11 protein-coding genes and 1 pseudogene are annotated in these 19,741 nt (G+C 64.8%); 5 read left to right on the plus strand and 7 right to left on the minus strand.

Annotated features, from left to right (window positions below; genetic code table 11):
* Positions 1-470 precede the first annotated feature (470 nt).
* Positions 471-545 carry a hypothetical protein gene (locus tag GPT33_RS08910; RefSeq protein WP_296807617.1) on the plus strand — a complete coding sequence of 25 codons (75 nt, stop codon included), beginning with the start codon at positions 471-473 and terminating at the stop codon, positions 543-545.
* Between the two features lie 501 nt (positions 546-1,046).
* Here GPT33_RS08910 and GPT33_RS08915 read toward each other — a convergent pair.
* Complete coding sequence (locus GPT33_RS08915; RefSeq protein WP_296807593.1) at positions 1,047-1,742, minus strand: TetR/AcrR family transcriptional regulator; 696 nt, start codon at positions 1,740-1,742, stop codon at positions 1,047-1,049.
* A gap of 121 nt (positions 1,743-1,863) precedes the next feature.
* Here GPT33_RS08915 and GPT33_RS08920 point away from each other — a divergent pair, with 121 nt between their 5' ends.
* Together GPT33_RS08920 and GPT33_RS08925 are read left to right on the plus strand one after the other, a co-directional pair.
* Positions 1,864-2,979 (plus strand): efflux RND transporter periplasmic adaptor subunit, encoded by a 1,116-nt coding sequence (locus GPT33_RS08920; RefSeq protein ID WP_296807596.1) that lies wholly within the window; start codon positions 1,864-1,866, stop codon positions 2,977-2,979.
* Entirely contained in the window at positions 2,976-6,167 is a 3,192-nt protein-coding gene (locus tag GPT33_RS08925; protein WP_296807598.1) for an efflux RND transporter permease subunit, read from the plus strand. Before GPT33_RS08920 ends, GPT33_RS08925 begins: the two co-directional genes overlap by 4 nt.
* Here the strand turns inward: GPT33_RS08925 and GPT33_RS08930 are convergent.
* The 4 genes from GPT33_RS08930 to GPT33_RS08945 form a co-directional block, all read right to left on the minus strand.
* Complete coding sequence (locus GPT33_RS08930) at positions 6,074-8,830, minus strand: EAL domain-containing protein (protein ID WP_296807600.1); 2,757 nt, start codon at positions 8,828-8,830, stop codon at positions 6,074-6,076. The two genes, GPT33_RS08925 and GPT33_RS08930, sit on opposite strands and share 94 nt — an antisense overlap.
* Positions 8,818-10,149 carry an urea ABC transporter substrate-binding protein gene (locus tag GPT33_RS08935; RefSeq protein ID WP_296807602.1) on the minus strand — a complete coding sequence of 444 codons (1,332 nt, stop codon included), beginning with the start codon at positions 10,147-10,149 and terminating at the stop codon, positions 8,818-8,820. The genes GPT33_RS08930 and GPT33_RS08935 overlap by 13 nt, the downstream gene beginning before the upstream one ends.
* A 116-nt stretch (positions 10,150-10,265) precedes the next feature.
* Entirely contained in the window at positions 10,266-11,498 is a 1,233-nt protein-coding gene (locus GPT33_RS08940) for an AAA family ATPase (RefSeq protein WP_296807605.1), read from the minus strand.
* Between the two features lie 191 nt (positions 11,499-11,689).
* On the minus strand, positions 11,690-13,651 hold the full coding sequence (locus GPT33_RS08945) for an SLC13 family permease (RefSeq protein WP_296807607.1): 1,962 nt from the start codon (positions 13,649-13,651) through the stop codon (positions 11,690-11,692).
* A 654-nt stretch (positions 13,652-14,305) separates the two neighbouring features.
* On the opposite strand from GPT33_RS08945, the gene GPT33_RS08950 reads away from it, so the two are divergent.
* Positions 14,306-15,079, plus strand: a complete 774-nt coding sequence (locus GPT33_RS08950) for a retropepsin-like aspartic protease (protein ID WP_296807609.1) — start codon at positions 14,306-14,308, stop codon at positions 15,077-15,079.
* A gap of 277 nt (positions 15,080-15,356) precedes the next feature.
* Positions 15,357-16,796: a cardiolipin synthase gene (gene cls, locus GPT33_RS08955; protein WP_296807612.1), complete on the plus strand. Its 1,440-nt coding sequence runs from the start codon at positions 15,357-15,359 to the stop codon at positions 16,794-16,796.
* 254 nt (positions 16,797-17,050) lie between these two features.
* On the opposite strand, the gene GPT33_RS08960 is transcribed toward cls, so the two are convergent.
* A complete protein-coding gene (locus GPT33_RS08960; protein WP_296807614.1) occupies positions 17,051-17,875 on the minus strand; it encodes an SHOCT domain-containing protein in 825 nt (274 codons plus the stop codon).
* 610 nt (positions 17,876-18,485) lie between these two features.
* Positions 18,486-19,741: pseudogene (locus GPT33_RS08965) on the minus strand (hypothetical protein); the annotation flags it as partial.

Here is a 19,741-nt window from a genome sequence, read left to right on the forward strand (position 1 = left end):
ACCAAGGACCACCAGCGAGTGCCCGAAGATGCCAGGGGCCAGTTCCTGGTCTACGCGGCCGAGGACGGGCGCATCAAGATCGATGTGCGGTTGGCGGATGAGACTGTTTAGCTGACGCAGCCGCTGATGGCTGATTTGTTTCAGACGACACAGCAGAACATCAGCCAGCACATCTGCAACGTCTACGGCGAGGGAGAGTTGTCCCCGGAGGCAACCAACAAGAAATCTGGTGATCGACGAGGCGCACAACTACCTCGGCCAGAAGAACATTTTCCTACAGCGGATCATTCGCGAAGGGCGCTCGAAGGGTGTCGTGGTCTTCTTCGCCAGCCAGTCGCCAAACGATTATCAACAAAAGTTCTTCAACTTCCAGGACCTGCTTGAATTCGCCTACATCTTCCAATGTGACGGCGTGATCGGTACAGGACGTTCTTGGTTGCAGCAGCAAATGGCGTCGGTTTGCCGACACACTGGACAATCCCCCCGAGCCGAACGACGCTCTGCAAGCCGCTTGGCGCGACTACCGGGATGCCGAACCGGAATGAAGATCGTCGCGTTCGACACCCGTCGCCACAAGCGCGCGGGTTTTGCGTGCGGCCATGACGGCCTTGACGAATACTTGAGACGCTACGTGAGCCAGAGTCTGCGCAATCACTTGGCGCGGGTGTATGTGGCTGAAGATGGGGGCGCTCAGGTTCTGGGCTATTACACCTTGTCCGCGGCGTCCCTTGGTCACGAAGATCTGTCCGAATCCCTCGCTCACCGCCTGCCGAAGTATCCGGTCCCGGCCGTCTTGATCGGACGCATGGCGAGCGACCGTCTGGCGTGGATTGAAGCTCTATCTGCTGATCAGCACGATCGAAAGATTGGACGCACACGATGAGTGAGATGCTCAGGTCGGGTGACCGGAGATGAACGAAAGCCACCTGATCATGGTGACCCCGGCAGGCTAAGGGTGAACGTCGTTCGCATTGCAGTTTCCTGTTTTCCTTTGCGTCCTTTGCGCCTTTGCGTTTCCAAATTCCGAATTTAGGCTGAAGGGCGTTTCAACCCGACCGGTCGGTCTTGCGATCGATGCCCTCGGGTGCATAGGCCCGCAACAGCACATCCACCCCGCATTCGACGCGACGCCTGAGCTCCTCGGCGTCCGGTCGAGGGCAGCCGCCGCTCAAGAGCCCCGTGGTCTGGATGCCCTGCCACATGCCGAGCAGCTGCTCGGCGGCCAGGCGGCTGTCGTGCGCGCGTAGGTCGCCGCGGGCCGATGCCTCGGCCAGGCGGGCGGCGAGGCGATCGCGTGTCGCCTCCGCGCCGTCCCGGTAGACAAGTGTGCCGAGCCACGTCTCCTGTCGGGCCAAGGTTGCGAGCATGCGTTGCAGGGCGACATAGTCGTCGCTGGTCAGGAAGCCCATGAGTGCGCATCCGAGGTCGATCAGCGCCTGTCTGAGCCCGCGCTGATCTGCCGGCAGGTCGTCGAGTGCAGCCGTCATCTCGCTGCGCTGCAACAGCACGACCGCGCGGATCAGACCCTGTAAGTCGCCGAAATGGCTGTAGACCGTGACCTTCGAAACCCCGGAGGCGCGCGCGACGGCCTCGATATTGAGCGTCTGGATCGAGCCCGAGAAGAAGAGCCTTCGAGCGGCAGCGAGGATGGCAGCGTGCTTGGCGGGGTCCGGCGGTCTGCCGCGCGCGGCGTTACGGGGCGTTGCCGGTACCCCGGACGCGCCGGCTTCGGATGTCGGCATGGCTGGTTCCTCCGTCATGTTCTCGGCCATTTACTAAACGATATCGTACAGTAATAATGGTGCGGTGAACCACCAACCAACACCGGCGCTCGCGGTGCAGGAGTAACCCTTGTCGACCAGGATGAACAGGATCGGAGCTGTGTTCGTCGTCACGCTCCTCGGCTCGGGATGCGGGCCGAGTGCCGACGAGTCGGCCGCGCCCGATGCGGTGTCCGATCGCGAATCGGTGCCTTGGGTGTTGTCGGCCCGGGTGGAGCCAGCACCGAACAGCGTCTGGACGCTCACGGGTACAGTGCGCGCACGTCATGAGATTCCTTTATCTTTCCGTATCGGCGGCGAGATCCGGGCGCGTCTGGTCGATGCCGGGGCGCAGGTCGCGGCAGGGGACGTGCTGTTCCGGCTCGATCCGCGCGACGTGACGCAACAACGTCTCGCGGCCGAGGCGACGGTCGCGAGTGCCCGGGCGGAACACGAGAACGCCGAGCGCGAGCGCGAGCGCCTCGGCGATCTTCTGACCAAGCGGCTCGCGAGCGAGCAGGACCATGACCGGGCCGTGACCGCGGCGCGCGCCGCCGAGCAACGCTTGCTGGCCGCAGAGGCGAGCCTGGAGCAGGCGCGCAACGCCATCCTCTATGCCGATCTGGTCGCGCCCGCGACGGGCGTGATCCTGGACGTGGAGGGACAGGTCGGACAGGTCGTCTCGTCGAGTCAGGCGGTTGCGCGGCTGGCCGAGGACGGGCCGCGCGAGATCGAGGTCCAGGTGCCCGAATCACGGCGTGTCGGTCTGCCGGCCGAGGCGACGGCACGGCTCGGGAACGGCCCTGCCAGCGGCCCGGCGGGCGGACCGGCGTCCACGCCTAGGTCCGCTCAGGTGACATTGCGCGAGATCGCCGGCAGCGCCGATCCGCTCAGTCGGACCTGGCGTGCGCGCTATCGTCTGCCCGAGTTGCAGCACGAGCCCGGGCTCGGCACGACCGTGACCTTGACCTTCGAGACGGCGCGCGAGGCGTCCATGCCGACCGCCAGGGTGCCGCTCGGTGCCATTCTGGAGCGCGGTGAAGGGGCGTTGGTCTGGCGGATCGAGGAGGGCCGGGTGGAGCCGGAGTCGGTCGAGCTGATCGGCATCGTCGGGGAGAATGCCGAGATTCGGACCGATCTGGCGCCGGGGACGCCGGTGGTGGCGCTCGGCGCACATCTCCTGCTGCCCGGTCAGGCCGTACAGGTGCTCGAACGATGAGCCCGACCGACGACAGGCCATCGGGAGCGCGGCTCAACCTCTCCGCGCTCGCCGTGCGCGAGCGCTCGGTGACGCTCTTTCTGATCCTGGTGACCGCGATCGCCGGTCTGGTGGCCTTTCTGCAGCTCGGCCGCGCGGAAGACCCGGCCTTTACCGTGCGGGTGATGGTGGTCTCGGCGCTCTGGCCGGGTGCGAGTGCGCAACAGATGCAGGACCTGGTTGCCGATCCGCTGGAGAAGCGCATCGGCGAGGTCGAGCTTTTCTATAAGCTTGAGACGACCGCGCGTCCCGGGCGGGTCGACATGCTGGTCGAGTTTCAAGACTACGCACCCTCGGAGCAGATCCCGGATCTCTTCTACCAGGTGCGCAAACGCATGTCGGACGCGGCCGGGAATTTGCCCGCCGGGGTGCTCGGACCCTTCGTCAACGACGACTTCTCGGATGTCTATTTCGCGCTCTATGCGCTCTCGGCGCCGGATCTGCCGAACCGCCTGCTGGTGCGCGAGGCCGAGCGAATCCGAGATCGGCTCGCCCGAGTCGAGGGCGTGCAGAAGGCGCGCATCCTGGGCGAGCGCCCGCAGCGCTTCTTCGTGGAGCTCGATCAGGCACGTTTAGCGACGCTCGGGGTGTCGCCCGACGACGTGCGCGAGGCCCTGGATGCCCAAAATCGGCTTGCCCCGGCGGGTCTGGTCGAGACCGACGGGCCACGGCTCTACCTGCGTCCGGACGCCGAGCTGCGTGAGCTCGAGGACATCCGACATGTCCCGCTGCGTGTCGGCGAGCATCTCCTTACCCTAGGCGAGATCGCCGAGGTCAGTCGAGGCTACGAGGATCCGCCCGGGTTTCTGATCCGCGCCGGCGCGGAGGATGCGGTCCTGCTCGGGGTGGTCATGCGGCGCGGCGAGAACGGTTTGGCGCTCGGCGAGCGCTTGGTCGAGGTTCGGAAAGGGCTTGAGGCCAGTCTGCCGTTGGGCGTCGCCTTCACGCAACTCACCAATCAGGCCGACGCCATCACGCATGCCGTCGATCTGTTTCAGATCAAGTTCCTGGTCGCGGTCGCGGTGGTGATGCTGGTCAGCTTCGTCGCCATCGGCTGGCGTGCCGGGCTGGTCGTCGGCATCACCATCCCGCTGACCCTGGGGCTCACCTTTCTGCTGATGCTGATGAAGGGCATCAACCTGGATCGCGTCAGCCTGGGTGCGCTCATCATCGCTCTGGGGTTGTTGGTCGACGATGCCATCATCGCCATCGAGATGATGCTGGTGAAGATGGAGGCGGGATGGGATCGGCTGCGCGCGGCGGCCCATGCCTGGACCGTGACCGCAGCGCCCATGCTGAGCGGCACACTGGTGACCGTGATCGGCTTCGTGCCCATCGGCTTTGCGCGCTCGGGTGTGGGCGAGTATGCGGGCAACATCTTCTGGGTGCTGGCGTTCGCGCTGCTCGCCTCCTGGGTGGTGGCGGTGACCTTCACGCCCTACCTGGGCACCTTGCTCCTGAAGGCGCCGCAGCGCACGGCCGAGCATGCCTCGGAGAACGCCTACGCGACGCCGGTTTACCGCAAGCTGCGCGGGCTGATCCGCGGTTGTGTCCGCTACAAGATCTGGGTCGTGGCCGCGACCTTCGGGCTGTTGGTCCTCTCGATCGTCGGGCTGGCCGGCAGCGTGCAGAAACAGTTCTTTCCGACCTCGGATCGCCCGGAGGTCCTGATCGACATCCGGCTCCCGGAGGGGAGCGCGATCCGTGCGACGGCGGCCGTGGTCGAGCGCATCGAGACGATCCTGGCCGATGCGCCCGGCGTGCGCTCGAGCGCGGCCTATCTCGGCGCCGGGGCACCGCGATTCTTCCTGGCCCTGAACCCCGAGTTTCCGAATCCGGCCTTCGCCAAGCTCATCGTGGTGGCGGAAGGCGCGGCGGAACGCGATGCGCTCATTGCACAGCTCCAATCGCATGTGGAGGCCGGCGAGTTTCCCGAGGCGCGGGTACGCGTGCACAAACTGCTCTACGGACCCCCGGTGATCTGGCCCGTGACCTTTCGTGTGGTGGGGCCAGATCCGCTGGTGCTGCGCCGTATCGCCGACCAAGTGCGCGAGGTGGTTGCCGCCAATCCGAATACGGTGGATCCGCATCTGGACTGGGGCGAGCGCGTCCCCGTGGTGCGGCTTGCACTCGACCCGGAGCGGCTGCGTCTGATCGGGCTCACCCCGCGTGAGCTTGCCGGTCAGCTCGAATATCAGCTCTCCGGGTTGCCGGCGACCGAGATCCGCGAGGACATCCGCAACGTTCAGCTGATCCTTCGGGGGCTTGCCGACGATGGCCCAGCCAGCGCAGACGGATCCGGATCCGGAGCAGGCGGCAGCGGCGCAGCGATCGCGCCGACCAGCCTCGCCGGCATCAATCTCAAAACGCTCGACGGCCGGACCATCCCGCTCGAGCAGGCCGGCGAGCTGATGATTGCCTTCGAGGATCCGGTGCTCAAGCGTTACAACCGCGAGCCTTTCATCGCGGTGCAATCCGAGGTCCGGGGTGCGCAGCCGCCGAACGTGACGCAGGCTATTTGGAGCGAGCTGGAGGGCCTGATCGCCGAGCTCCCGCCCGAGTATCGGATCGACATCGGCGGTGCGGTGGAACAATCGGGCAAGGCCGACGCCTCGATCCAACGCGTCCAGCCGATCATGCTGGTCCTGATGCTGATCGTCATCATGTTCCAGATGCGCAGCTTCTCGGGCACCCTCATGGTGGTGGCGACGGCGCCGCTCGGCGTGATCGGGGCCACGCTGGCCTTGCTGGTCGCCGATCGTCCGTTCGGCTTCGTCGCGCTGCTCGGGCTGATCGGTCTGGCCGGCATTCTGATGCGCAACACCCTGATCCTGGCCAAGCAGATCGAGGACAACCTGCATCAGGGGCTGGAGCGTTCCGCGGCGGTCGTGGAGGCCACGGTGCAGCGTGCGCGTCCGGTGTTGCTGACCGCGGCGGCGGCCGTCTTCGCCTTCATCCCGCTGACCACGGATACCTTCTGGGGGCCGTTGGCCTTCGTGCTCATCGGCGGGGTCTTGGTCGGTACCCTGATTACGTTGCTGTTTCTGCCGGCGCTCTATGCACTATGGTTCCGGGTGCGCGTGAGCTCGGCGGACCCGCCCTCGGTCCAGCGCGCCGTCCAGAATTCGGCGGGCTCGGGTCTGCCGTAGAAATAGCCCTGCAGGAGGTCGCAGCCGTGGGCTCGCAGGAAACGGCTCTGGCCCTCCGTCTCGATGCCCTCGGCCACCACCCGCAGCCCGAGCTCATGGGCGAGTGCGAGGGTCGCGGCACTGATCGCGGCGTCGTTCTCGTCGGTCTCGATATCACGCACGAACTCGCGGTCGAGCTTCAGCGTCTGGATCGGCAGACGCTTGAGGTAGGCCAGCGAGGAATGGCCGGTACCGAAATCGTCGATCGCCAACGTTACCCCGAGGCTGCGCAGTGCCTGCAGCGTCTCGACCGCGCGCGCCGGATCGCGCATCGCGACCGACTCGGTGACCTCGAGCTCGAGCTCGTCCTCGTGCAGCGCGTAGCGTTGCAGCACGGCGGCGACGGTATCGAGGAGAGCGGGGTTGCGCAGTTGGTGGGCCGAGAGGTTGACGGCGATGCGCCTCGGCCCGATGCCGGCGTGCTTCCATTCGCAGAACCGGTGACAGGCCTCGTTCAAGACCCAGTCCCCGATCGCGTGGATGAGTCCGGATTCCTCCGCGATCGGAATGAAATGGCCTGCCGCGAGCAAGCCACGCCGTGGATGGTGCCAACGCACCAGGGCCTCCATGGCGCAGGGGCGAGCGAACGGATCCGCATCGGCCTCGAGCTGGGGCTGATAGTGCACGGCGAGCTGTCCCTCCTCGATCGCCACGCGCAGCTCGCGCTCGACCGTCAGGCGCTCACCGGCCGCCACGTTGAGCGCCTCGGTGAAGTACTGGACGTTGTTGCGACCCTGCTCCTTGGCGTGATACATCGCGGTGTCGGCGTTCTTCATCAGGGTGCCGGCGTCCAGGCCGTCATCGGGATAGATGCTGATGCCGATGCTGGGACTGGTGTGCAGCCGTTCGCCGTCGATCGCGTACGGCTCGCCGAGTGCGCTCAGGATCTTCGCGGCCAACGGTGCGGCGTCTTCGGCGCGCTTTATGGCGGTGAGCACGACCACGAACTCGTCTCCGCCCTGGCGTGCGACGATGTCGTTCTCGCGGACGTCCCGGCGCAGCCGGCGTGCCACCTCGACCAACAGCAGATCGCCGATATGGTGGCCGAGCGTATCGTTGATGATCTTGAAGCGGTCCAGATCAATGAAGATGACCGCGAGCCGGCGCCCTTCGCGGTGTGCCGAGTGCAGCGCCTGCTGCAACAGGATCTCGAGGTTGTGGCGATTCACGAGGCCGGTCAGGCCGTCGTGATGGGCGAGGTGCTCGATGCGTTCGTCCGCGGCCCTGCGCGCGGTGATGTCTTTGAGGACCGAGAGGATCTCGCCGCCCTCGAGGCGGATCACGTCGCTCTCGAGCCACAGATGGGTCGAGCCCGTGTCGTACACCGCGGGGCTGATCGTTTCACGCCCGCCATGGCGATGCACGCGGCGAAAGGCGGCGTAGATGCCCGCGGCCTCCAAACCGGGGAAGGCGACCCGAGACGGCAGGCCCAGCACCTCCTTGCGTCGGACCACCCCGGCGATCCGCTGGGCGGACGGATTGATGTCGATCAGAACGAACTCGCTCCCGTCCGGGCGCGGGCGGTACAGGGCAACCCCGTCGTTCATACTGCCGAGCATGGCGCGGTAGCGGGCCTGTTGAGCGGCGATGGTGGTTTCGTCCCTGACCAAGCGGCGACCGAGCATCAGTGCCGCGCTGGCCGAGGCGAGCAGAAAGAGCGTGAACGCCCATGCCGTCACCTGCTGCATCGCGTGCAGGGGAGCCATCGCCTCGGCGGCATCGATCTTCACCACCATGCCCCAGCCCAGCGCCGGCAGATAACGCCAGCCTGCGGCGACCTCGATGCCGGCGTAGTCCTTCAGGAGGCCGCGGCCTTGGCTGCCGGCCAGCGCAAGCCCCATCGGCTCTGCCGTGCGAGCGAGCGGGACCCGATTGGTGAAGGGTTCTCCCGGCATGCGTTCGAGCGCGATGGTGTAGCGTGCGGTCTGCCCGTCCTGAACGGCGAGTACGGTTTCGCCGGTGGTCCCGAGTCCGGTGCGGTCGCTCACCACCGGCATCAGGGTGTCGAGGTTGACCTGAAGCGCCAGTGCGCCGATCGGATGCTGTCCCTGGAGAATCGGCGCGACGACAAAGGCTGCGATCGCGTTTCCTGACGGCCGATACGGTGCGAAACGGGTCAGGTCGATGTGCATGAAGGTCATGGCCTGGCGAAAGCCCGCGGCCAACTCGGTATCGCGAAACGGGCCGTGCAGGAGGTTGGTGCCCAGGTCGGCCTCCTCGCGGAGCGAAAAGACGACATTGCCTCCTTCGTCGATCAAGAGGACGTCGTGGTAATCGGCCCGCTCGCCGAGCTTGGCCAGTTCCGTGCGTTCGGTTGTGCTCGGATTCTGGATGGCGGCTCGGTTCGCGCGTCGCTCGGCGGCGACGAGCGCCGACAACGCCTCCCGAACTTGGGCCTGGCTCGCGAAGGAGCGGGCGTCGGCCAACCGTTCGTTGATGTAGTCGTCGATCTGGTCGGCTTTCTTGTCGGCGATCGAGGTCACGTTCTGCAGAACGGTCGCCATGAGTGCACGCTCGAAGGTGTGCAGATAGAACCAGGCCAGACCCGCCAACGGCAGCAAGGCGATGATCAGGAATCCGACCGCCAAACGCAGGCCGAGACGGCGTGGATTCACGGCGCCCACGGTCGGTCCTCCGGCGAGCGCCGATTCGATTCGTCCGACAGCAGATCGACCAACGCACGCCACTGCGCGCGGCTGCGGTAAGCGGGAAACGGTGCCGGGCGGACCGGTGCTTCGGAGATCTCCACCGCATCGAATTGCCCGTCCGCTCGGGCATGTCCCACGTAGACCCTGCGCCAGAGATGTCGTGTGGCGGCATCCAAGGCGACGATTCCGGATGGCCCGTGCAGGCTCGCGCGTCCGATGGAACGATTCACCTGTTCCGGATCGTCGGTGCCGGCCTCGCGAACGGCCTCGGCCCACAGCCTGATCCCGTTGTAGCTCGAGACGATCGGGTCGCTGACAACGCGATCGGCGCCGAAGCGCTCCCGGAAAGCGGCGACGAAGCGACGGTTGACGTCATCCGGCAGGCTCTGGAAGTAACCCCACACTGCGTAATGTTCGCGATGGATCCGCCCGCTGAGCATGGAACGCAGCTCGGGTTCGGCAACGCTGAACGAGACCACCGGCATTGCATCGAGGTCTGCGGCCAGGAGGGAGGCGAACAGGTGCCGGTTCGCATCGCCGTTGAGTGTATTAAGCACCGCGTCCGGTGCCAGCCGTCGGATCTCGGCGGCGATCGCGTCGAGATCGGTCGCGTCCATGGGGACGTAGCGCTCCGCCAGAATCTCGCCGCCGGCTGCCGTGACCAGGTCGCGAATCAGTCGGTTGGCGGTGCGCGGGAAGACATAATCGGAGCCGACGAGATAGATTCGACTTCCGAATCGGTCCATCGTCCAACGCGCCCCGGGGATGATCTGCTGGTTGGGCGCGGAGCCCATGTAGACGAGGTACGGCGATTGCTCCATGCCTTCGTACTGCAGCGCGTAGAGCATCAGATGACGGTATTTCTCCACAACCGGCTTAACGGCCTTGCGGCAGGCCGATGTCCAGCAGGCGAGCACGACGCTGACGCGCTCTTCGAGAATCAGGCGCTCGACCTCGGTGGCTGCGTTGGCCCAATCCGAATCGTTTTCGGCGACGACGAGGTCCACACGACGCCCGAGCAGTCCACCCTCGGCATTGATCTCCTCCACGGCGAGCCGCGCCGCATCGACGAGCCCTTTCTCGCTCTCGGCCATCGGGCCGGACGCGGCATGAAAAACCCCGATCCGGATCGGCTCCGTGACCGAGGTGCGAAGCGAGCCCGGGATCAGTGCCGCCGCGGCGAGTGTCGCCGAGATCAGCAGAATCGTCGGGAGTGAACGCGGGATGCGCACTAGGGTGCAGCCGAGACTGCCTTCGGGAACGACGGCCGACCATTTCGCGGACGCTCGCGGCATGGAACGCACTCGGTCATGTCGGCTTCCTCGGGTGAGCGTGAGCGCTCTGATCGATTGGCTTGACCATCATCTTGCGTTTGGCCTTGGAGATGTCCTTGATCTCGGTGAGACTCGGTTTAACCCCAATCGAACCGATCGGTATCCGATCCGGCGGCACCTTCGAGGATCTTACGCTTGCCGTCGAGCAGAAAGGCGATGGCGCGTTTCAGGTCGGCGAGCATGACGACTTGCTCGGAACCCTGTCGCATCGAGGCGTAAGAGGCCGCGAGCAGCACGGCGTTCTGGATGTCGCCGCCCGCTGCACCCTCGGAATAGAGCGCCAGGCTCTCGAAATCGACATCTTCCGCAAGCGGCAATTGGGGCGGGATGTGGCAGCGCCAGATCTTCTCGCGCTGTTCGGTGGCGGGGAGCCTGAACTCGACATGGGCGAGCATGCGCCGCAGGAAGGCGGTGTCGTAGTTTCCAACCAGATTCGAGGCGAAGATGACCGCGCCGTCGAAGTTGTCGAGCTCGATCAGGGTCGTGCTGCGCGCGACATTGATGCTGTTGTCGGCCGACTGGGAGACGTTGACCAGACGTTTGCCGAGGATGGAGTCGGCCTCGTCGAAAAAGAGCAGGGCGCCGGTCTCGGACGCCTTGGCGAAGGCGGCCTTGATGTTCTTGGGGGTTTCGCCGACATATTTGGATTCCAGCTCGGCATAGCTGATGCGCAGGATCTTTTTGGCGAGCAGGTCGGCGATGGCGTCCGCGGCCAGGGTCTTGCCGGTCCCGGGCGGACCGTAGAAGTTCAGCGCGACGCGCCGTCCGGTGCGCGCGACCGAGCACAGCCCCCAGGTCACGTAGATCAAGTCCTGAGAGACCAGCACGTTGGTCGCCTCGCGGATGCGCTCCAAGGTGTCCTGATCGAGGATGAGCTGATTCAGGGTGTGGCGCGGCTCGACCGGCTCGATGCCCTCGAGCCGAGTCTCGTCGGCCTCTTCGGAGGGTGCCGCGGCGGGGCTCGCCTGTGCCATCGGCACGGCATTGGCAGTCAAACCTTGGGCATAGGGATGCTCTAGGGTCGTCTTCGACGGATTAAAGTCGACCCGGATCTTCGGCTTGTTGAGCAGCCCCGGAAACGCCGAAGTCTCGAGCACCTGGACGAGCCGTTTCAGGAAGGCATTGGACGCCGCCGGCTCGATCTCCACCGAGGTGTCCTGACCCTTCTCCAAACACTGCGGGCAATACAAGAGCGGTGCTCCCACCACCTCGACGAAATAATGCCCGAGATTGCTCTTCTTGCCGTGGTGCGAGAGCACCAGCTCGCAGCCATGCACCGGACAGGTCGGCGTCTTGCGCAGCAGCGACATCCCTATAGAACCACGTCTCGCACGACATGCACTGTCTTCATTCGGGTCTCGCCCTCGCGTGATTCCAAGCCCGTGGCAGCGGACGCGGTTTTAGAAAGAAAGAAAAAAATCCTGAACCGCGTCTCGCCGGCCTCGTTGTTTGGGTCGAGGCCCCGTTTGACGTCGACAATGCATGTCACTGAGGACGCGGTTCAGCCAAAGACCAGATTGAGCATAGTCAGCGCCACCACCAAAAAGAGGATCGTCATAATCCCGCCGGCGCGCATGAAGTCGACAACCCGATAATTGCCGGGTCCCATCAGCAGTGCGTTCACCTGATGGGTGGGAATCAAGAAGGAGTTCGACGTTGCGATGGCGACCGTCAAGGCGAACACGGCCGGGTTGGCGCCCACACCGAGTGCCATGTTCACCGCCAAGGGAACCAGCAGGACCGTCGCGCCGACATTGGACATCACCAATGTGAAGAAGGTGGCGAGTACCGCAAGCGCGGCTTGGACCACCCAGATCGGCACGTCCCCGAGCGCGGCGAGCGTCTGCTGCGCAATCCAGGCGGCGGTGCCGCTGGCCTCCACCGCGAGTCCGAGCGGGATCAACGAGGCCAACAGAAAGACCGTCTTCCAGCTCACGGCCTCGTACGCCTCGTCGATCGAGAGTACGCCGGCGAGGATCATGCCCATGGCACCGGTCAGCAGGGCGACCGAGAGCCGCAGATCGGTCAAGAGCACCAAGGCCAGCGTAATCACGAAGAAGACGAGAGCAGCGCGGACCTTATGCGGACGCAGCTCCTCGTGCGGATACTCGGTCGTGACCACGACGAAGTTGCGGTCCTTGGTCAGGCGCGCGAGGTCTGCCCAGGTTGTGTGGACGACCAAGGCGTCGCCGGCGAGGAAGGGCGTATTGCGCACGCCACCCGTGTTGAAGGTGATCTGGGTGCCGCCGCGATTGATGGCGAGCAGCGAGAGCCCGTAGGTCTTGCGCATCCAGACATCACGTGCAGTCTTGCCGATCAGGCTGGATCCGGGTGGGATGACGATCTCCGCGACGCCTGCCTTGGCGTTCGACATCGCCTCGGAAAAGAGCTCGAGGTCGGGCTTGACATCCACGGCGTTGTCTTCGGAAAAGCGTTCGAGCTTCTCCTCGGTGCCGAGCAGGCCGAGCGTGGTGCCTGACTCGATACCGAGCGAGCGGTCCACACCGTCGGCACCCAGGCGCAGACCGTCGCCTTTCTCGACAGCAATCACGCGCACCCGCCAGGTCTGCTCCACGTCGTCGACGCTCATGCCGATCAGGGGGCTGTTCGGGCGGAGTCTGACCTCGCGGATCTCAAAGGAGGAGAGTCCGTAGGTCTCGGCGAAATAGGTGCTGGTGTCGCTGCCGGTCAGCATCTCGTTACCACGCGAGGGCAGAACGAAGCGCCCGGCGAGTACGAAATAGAGGATACCGGCGATCAGCAAGGCAACCCCGATCGGGGTGACGTCGAAGAGCTGAAACGTCTCCATCGGCGCCGTGCCGGCCGGGAGTGCCTGATTCGAAGTCAGGATCAAATCGTTCAACAGGATCAGCGGGCTGGAGCCGACCATGGTGATGGTGCCGCCCAGGATGGCGCAGAAGCCCATCGGCATCAGCAGGCGCGACATCGGCAACCCGGTGCGCGCGGAGATGCGGCTGACCACCGGCAGAAACAGTGCCGCGGCCCCGACGTTCTGCATGAAGCTCGAGATCACGCCGACGGTCCCGGAGATCAACGGGATGATCCGCGACTCGGTTTTGCCGCCGATGCGCATGATGAAGCCCGCGACTTTTGACATGATCCCGGTCTTGTCGAGCCCGGCCCCGATGATCATCACCGCGATGATGGAAATCACCGCGTTGCTGGCGAAACCGTCGAACAGGTTCTCGACCGGCACCAAACCCTGCTCAAGCCCCATCAGGGGTGCGAAGAGTCCGGTTAGTCCGAGCAGAACCATGATGCTGATCGCGGCGACATCGACGGTGACGACTTCGAAGGCGAACAGGAAGATCGTCAGAAGAAGGAAGCCAACGACCCATGCGATCTCAACGGACGGGACGATTCCGGCGAGGTAGAACCCGACGACTGCGAAGACGACCGCGGCGAGATCGGTCTTGGTCAGGGCGCGAAAAGCGGCGAGCATGCTGAGGTGTCCTCTCTGTGTTCGGGTCTTTGTAACGGATTCGGCGCCGAACCTTTGACGCGGAGCCGATCGGACCTGTTGTTTTGGCGTACGGGTGGCGCGGGACGACGGCTCCTTTAGGTGTTGCGGCGGACGGTGCGGCCCGTGCTCGAAGCGTGAACGGCTCTTGTCCCTGCGGCGTAATGGACCACCGAAAGACCCTCGATCATAAAGAAACGGGTCCCGTTTTTCCCGGTTTTCTTCCCGGTAGTCTATGCGCGCGCGACCCGCAGGGCTCGCCTCGGCGCCTCCGAACGCGGCTGGACGACCCCGGGCGGTAGCCCTGAACCCGGCTCGCTGCTAGTCTCTGTGCTGTTTCACCTAGAACCGCCAGTTGAACGGCCTCTGGAGTGCGTCCCGCGCGGTACCCGGTAAGGCGCGGCGAGGCGGCTTAGTGGTTCTCCGCCAACGAGTCGCAACGCAGTCGCGGGTTGCGCGGGGCGTGGTCCAGGGGCCGTAGCGGCCGACATACGGCCGGTGAGCGCTCGGATGAGCGCAATCGTCAATGCCGTCAAACGCTTGCATGAAGCACGAAGCGCTCGACTGCCGGATCTAGGTTCACGGGACGTTTCACTTTCCCATCCTTCGCACCGATCGCGTCCGGAGTCCGGAGTCATGAAGCACCTCGTTCGTCGGAGCCTGATCAACCTCTTCTGGAGTTCCACTCTTCTTGCTCGGACCGCCGATGCGGCGGCGCTGGTGAACGTCGAAGATGAGTTGGAGCGGCTGATGGCCCAGCATGGATTCGAGGTGCGCGGCATCGAGCAGACGGCCGAGATGCAGGGGCGCGCCGAGGGCGTCGAGCTGGTGCCGCGCCTTCGGCTGCTGCTCGACGGTTTCGACCATGTGATCGTTCAGACCGAGACCGGCGAGGTCGATCGGATCATCATCCTCGGCGAGAAGGTTGCCGTGGTCGCACCGCCGCTGGTCATCGAAAACGAGGGATCGGGTTTTCCGTCGGATGCCTCGCCGGAGGACGAAAATGACCAAACCGGGGATTCGATCGTCTTGCCGACACAGCGGCAGGGGACCTCGCACGCCGTGAACCTGACCCTCGAGGGACCGAACGGCCAGCGCGTACAGCGCGTGTTGCTGATCGACACGGGTTCGGATCATGTGGTTCTGCCCGCCTCCTTGATCGGTCCGCTCGGGATCTCACCGAACGATCTGCGGATGCAGACCGTGCAAACCGCGAACGGGACCGTGGATGCGCGGCTCGGCATCTTGAGTGGGGTCTGGCTCGGAGAGCAGCGGGTCGAAGGGGTCTCGGCAGCCTTTATCGACGACACTCGGCTCGGCGGGAATGCCCTTTTAGGGATGAGTCTGCTCGGACGCTTTCGCGTCACGATCGACGACGAGCAGAATCAGCTGACCCTGGCGGCGAGGTAGGCGGGAGAGCGCCGTCAGCACCGAAGGTTGTGCCGAGCCATGCGAGGCACAATAAACCTCGCTGGACGTTGTGCTTCCTATCGTCAGCACAACGAGAGTCCGGCCTGGACCAGGTGTGACGGACGTCATCCAGACCGACACAAGCGTGGTCCCAGGGAGCGTCGAGTTGCACTCGACCTGCTGCCCGCCAGGCAGGCGAAAGGCATCGACCGCACGACGATGCTCGCGCCGTTTCGGCGGCTCCGGCAGGAGCGTCGAAATTGCTTGATCCTTCCGAATGATTGACCAAACCCTCTGGATGGGAGCGCTTCTGGCGGTGGAGCTCGGGGCGCAAGGCGCCACCGTGGCTCACCTCCTGCTCAGCCGTCGCGACGTGTCCTCGACCGTCGGATGGGCGGGTCTTGTCATTCTGGCGCCGATGGTTGGCCTGGTGTTCTACTGGCTCTTCGGGATCAACCGCATCACCCGCAAGGCCCATCGGCTGCGTCCGCAGACCTCCGAGGCCAGTGATCGGGCGGAGCTGGCCGGGGAGCGCCGCGCCCACCGCTTGCTTCAGTCCGAGTATCCGGACCTGCTGCGCCTCGGACATCTCGGCGATGCCCTGACCGGCTTGCCGCTGGAGGCCGGCAACCGGGTCGAGGCCTTGATCGACGGCGATCAGGCGTACCCGCGGATGCTCGAGGCGATCGATCGAGCCAAAGAGACCGTCGGTCTTTCCACCTATATCTTCGACACGGATGTCGTTGGTCTCCTCTTCGTCGACGCACTCGAGCGGGCGCATCGCCGGGGCGTCTCCGTGCGAATTCTCGTCGACGGGGTCGGACAGCGGTACAGCCGTCCCCCGATGCCGACGCTGCTGCGTCGCCGAGGAATCCCGACCGCGGTCTTCCTCGCCTCCGTGCTGCCGGTCAGAAGTCAGTACCTGAATCTGCGCAACCATCGCAAGATCCTGGTGGTCGACGGACGTATCGGCTTTACCGGCGGGCTGAACATTCGCGACGGGTGTCTGCTGGTGTCCTGCCCGCGCCATCCGATCCAAGACCTGCACCTGCGTGTCGAAGGCCCGGTCGTGCGTTTTCTGGTCGAGGCCTTCGCCTTGGACTGGACCTTCACGACCGGCGAGCGGCTTGGCGGGGATGCCTGGTATCCGGTCCTGTTCCCGGTCGGCCAGACACTCGCACGCGGCGTACCGGACGGCCCGGACGAGGACTTCGACATCATCCGGCGCATGATCCTGGGCGCCCTGACGACCGCGCGCGCCCGAGTCCGGATCGTTTCGCCCTACTTTCTTCCCGATCAGACCTTGGCGACCGCACTGAACGTGACCGCCTTGCGCGGTGTCGAGGTCGAGATCCTGATGCCCGAGCAGAACAATCTGAGGCTGGTGCAATGGGCCTCGCAGGCGCAGGTCGATCAGCTTCTGGAGGGGCGCTGCCGAATCTGGCTCTCCCCGCCGCCCTTCGATCACACCAAGTTGATGCTGATCGACGACGCCTGGTCGTTCCTCGGTTCGGCAAATTGGGATGCACGCAGCCTGCGGCTGAATTTCGAGTACAACCTCGAATGCTACGATCGCGATCTGTCCCGCCAGCTCCATGATCTGGTCGACGCCAAGATCGCCGCGGGCCGGGAGTTGACGCTCGGCGAGCTTGCCGACCGCTCGATTCCGGTGAAGCTGCGCGACGGATTCGCGCGTTTGTTTTCGCCGTATCTTTGAGCGGGGCCGTTTGGGTCGGGGCGGTGAAGCACCCAGCCTCCAGGCTCCGGGCTATAGCATTCAGGCGAATTCCGGAAACCGTTATGCCAAGTTAATGTGCGGATCGGTGCGCTCATGCCAAGCGGGCCGTAGGTGGTGCCGAGCCGTGCGGGGCACGACCAACCGCCGGCGGAAGTTGTGCTTCCTATCATCAGCACAACCTCCGGTATGGGATTTTCCGGAACACGCCTTAGCCTCGATCCCTTGACCTTTGCTTAAAGCCGTGCCAGCAGCTCGGCCTTCTTGGCGTTGAATTCATCGTCCGTGAGGATGCCCTTTGACCTGAGATCGCCGAGACGCTCGATGGCGGCGAAGATGTCGCTCTCGCTCGCCCCCGGACCCGGCGCGGGCCGGGACTGCGTGGAGCGATCCGTCGCATGGACGGGCGGCAGCGGCGCATCAGCGAGTTGGCCGTTGCGCGAGACGACCGGGAGGCGTCCGAGATCGATGGTGCCATATTGGCTGCCGAAGCTGATCGAGCCGCCGGTGCCTTGCTGCTGCGAGAAGCCGCCGATCTGATGGTCCAGCGTGTCGTAGACCCAGACATCTCCGCCGGTGTTCACGGCCAAGCGCCGTGCGTCGGCGAAATAGGCGTACTTGACGTTGTTTTGACTTCCGGTCGCGCTCGGTGCGCCGAGCGCTTGCGGCCACCAGTGATCGGCGGGGTCCGGCACGAAGAGATCGGATTGACTGCGGAATCCCCCGCTGGTTTGGTTCTGAAAGGATCCGCCGCCTTGGCTTTGGGACTGGAAGCTCCCGCTCTGAAGTAGCCCTGGCTGGTTGGCAAGCAGGTTGGCGAGCTCGTAGCAGAGTGCGTCGACCCGACCTTTGAGGGAGGAGTTGAACATGTCGCCGAGCATCAGCATGCCGCCTTGCATCCACTGGCCCGAGCCGCCGAATTCCGGATGGCTGAATTGGGCCATGCCGCCGTTTCCGTTGAGCACGGCAATCAACATGTGCGTCACTGCATCCTGGCTAAAGCCGTGACGCCGGGCGATATCGTCGACGATCTGTTGGCCTTGGGGCGTAAGGTGTTGCATCTTTGAGGTTCCGGGAAGGTGGTCTGATGCCCCGCACGCTAACACATGGCGGTCCGGGTTGTCGGTTCGGCCGCTGGTCGGTCGGATGGTCGTCGCGGCTTCGAGCGGGACGGCCGAGCGGGGGTGAATATGTCACAGGTTCCCTGGCCATGATGAGGTATCTCGGTCACCTGAAGGCTGTACACTTCAATCCACTCTCAACTCTTTTCAGAGAGGGAACAGGAACGATGACACCCGTGGTGACGACCGAAGAGAGCCCTCATACATCGGCGCCGAAAACGGAGTCGGCGCACTCCCAGATCCGCACGCCGGAGGCGAACTTTCCGGCGGTGCCCGCAACGCTCTACACATTCGATTTTGAAGGGGTTGTCAAACGGGCACTCGAGAGCAGCACGTCGATCGACGCGCCACGCCCGGGTGCTGCGAGCCCCGCGGCGAGACCGACTTCAGTCAGGGTCTCGCGGTCGCCGAGACGCTCGGTCCGCGCACCTTGGTGGGTGCGTTTTCTGACTTTCCGGCGCTCCTCCGGATAAACCCCGAGCGCATACCCGGCCGCTATGCGCGTCCCCGTTGTGGCATCTCGGACCCGCGGACCGAACGCAGGTGCGCGCTAGGCGGCCTGTCGCTCGGCCTCGACCATGATCTCCCGAGCCGGTCCAAGTGGATCCGCGCCGATGGTGCCGACCAAGGCATCCAGGTAGGCGGGCTCCTGCACCCGTGCCAGATCGGCCTTGGCGCGCTCGAGGCGCGCGGCGGCGTCGAGACGGTCGGCCTCGTCGGCGTAGTGGCGCAGATCCATGAACTGCTGCAGATTCAGCACCATCCTCCGAGCGAGCTGGATGTCGCGCTGTTGCTTGATCTGCAGACGTTCACGATACCAATCGGAGCTCAACAGCGACTCGCGGGTAAAGAGGTTGCGAATCACGGGGTCGTGGACCTTGCGTCCCTGATAGTGGCCATCCGCCATGATGTGGAGCAGTGCCTCGAGCGGTGGACAGGCATCCGCGATGCTGCCGTCCTCGAAATAGCGCCGGGCGACGCGCTCTTGTGCCTCGCAGATGTTCTCGATGCCGTCGACGAAGACCTCTAGGCTTTGCGATTCCGGGCGCAGGATGGCCGAGGTGAAGACCGCGCGCGGGTTGTCGAAGATCTTGCCCATGAAGTGGGCGACGAAGCGCTCCGTGATGCGGTAGCCGAGCCGACTCGCCAACACGGTACGGCCCTGGTACTCGAAGTCTTCAAGAGGCTCCAGATAGTCGTTTGCGATTAGGTATTGCGGGTCTCGCTCCTGCTCGGTGAGGCGGGCCCAGATCTCCGGAATCAAAAGGGAGACATCGTGGGACACCTTCACGTCCGGGCCGATGTGTCCGGCGGAGCTCGAGAATCCGGCATACCCGGTGAGGATATAGGACACCAGTGCGTTGTTGAGATCCACCGTCGGGCGCACGGCATTGAACGGCGCTTTGGTCAGCGCCCCTTCGCTGCCGGCCCCGGTGGTGGAGGGGGACTTGCCCGTGAGCGAGCAGATGAAATCCATGAAGAGCTCGGGCAGCTCTTGGTAGTGGATCGGGTTATAGACCGCGAGCGCACGGATGCCGGGCTCCGGCGGATTGTTGCGCCGTCCCGTCAGGACCGCGTCGACCGGGTGGCAGACCGGGATATCCAACGGCAGCTTCCGATGGAGGCGTGCGCCCATCTCGGCGACATAGCTGCGCACCGGGTTGACCAGATCCGGGCGAACCTGAAGGTAGCGCGGGTTCTTCGATGGCTTGCCGTCGACCAGCCGGGGATGGGCGGAGGAGACGACGGCAAGGCCGTCGCGCGCCGCCTGTTCGAGACGCTCGCGCATGGGTGCGGTGAAGGTCG

The organism is Thiocapsa sp., from assembly GCF_011390875.1.
In the GTDB taxonomy this organism is placed as follows: domain Bacteria; phylum Pseudomonadota; class Gammaproteobacteria; order Chromatiales; family Chromatiaceae; genus Thiocapsa.

Excerpts from the sequence above, each read along its gene's own strand:
- GPT33_RS08915 (WP_296807593.1), bottom strand. The coding sequence starts at position 1,742 with ATGCCGACATCCGAAGCCGGCGCGTCCGGGGTACCGGCAACGCCCCGT.
- GPT33_RS08920 (WP_296807596.1), top strand. The coding sequence starts at position 1,864 with ATGAACAGGATCGGAGCTGTGTTCGTCGTCACGCTCCTCGGCTCGGGA.
- GPT33_RS08925 (WP_296807598.1), top strand. The coding sequence starts at position 2,976 with ATGAGCCCGACCGACGACAGGCCATCGGGAGCGCGGCTCAACCTCTCC.
- GPT33_RS08935 (WP_296807602.1), bottom strand. The coding sequence starts at position 10,149 with ATGCCGCGAGCGTCCGCGAAATGGTCGGCCGTCGTTCCCGAAGGCAGT.
- GPT33_RS08940 (WP_296807605.1), bottom strand. The coding sequence starts at position 11,498 with ATGTCGCTGCTGCGCAAGACGCCGACCTGTCCGGTGCATGGCTGCGAG.
- GPT33_RS08945 (WP_296807607.1), bottom strand. The coding sequence starts at position 13,651 with ATGCTCGCCGCTTTTCGCGCCCTGACCAAGACCGATCTCGCCGCGGTC.
- GPT33_RS08950 (WP_296807609.1), top strand. The coding sequence starts at position 14,306 with ATGAAGCACCTCGTTCGTCGGAGCCTGATCAACCTCTTCTGGAGTTCC.
- cls (WP_296807612.1), top strand. The coding sequence starts at position 15,357 with ATGATTGACCAAACCCTCTGGATGGGAGCGCTTCTGGCGGTGGAGCTC.
- GPT33_RS08960 (WP_296807614.1), bottom strand. The coding sequence starts at position 17,875 with ATGCAACACCTTACGCCCCAAGGCCAACAGATCGTCGACGATATCGCC.